Below are 301 nucleotides of genomic sequence, written 5' to 3'. Positions count from 1 at the left end.
GCCGCTGGTGGTGGCGGTGGCGTGGAGGGTGTAGTAGCCAGCGGTGCTGGTCCAGTCGGTGGCGGCGGTGTGCCAAACGTTGGAGCCGGTCGCGCGGAACACCAGTCGGACTTCCAGGCCGCCGATCCGGTGCCAGCCGGTCATGCCTTGCTCCCACAGGCCGCCGGTGAGCGTGAGGGTTTGGCCGTGGTGGGCGTGGGTGGTGTTCGGGGTTCCGCCGGTGATGGTGGTGAGGTAGCGGACGGTGTGGACGGTGTTGCTGGTGGTGGTGGCGTAGTCGGGGGTGGCGGGGGTGTAGAGG

The 301-nt window shown here is 69.8% G+C and carries 1 protein-coding gene; it reads right to left on the bottom strand.

Features of this window, described 5'->3' with window-relative positions; genetic code table 11:
• Positions 1-301: hypothetical protein (locus tag DN069_RS40365; RefSeq protein WP_165845665.1), on the bottom strand; the 301-nt coding region annotated here is incomplete at both ends.

The sequence above is a fragment of the Streptacidiphilus pinicola genome (genome assembly GCF_003258295.1).
In the GTDB taxonomy this organism is placed as follows: domain Bacteria; phylum Actinomycetota; class Actinomycetes; order Streptomycetales; family Streptomycetaceae; genus Streptacidiphilus; species Streptacidiphilus pinicola.
The sequence above is the reverse complement of the archived record's forward strand: the minus strand, read 5'-3'. Positions and strand labels throughout refer to the sequence as shown.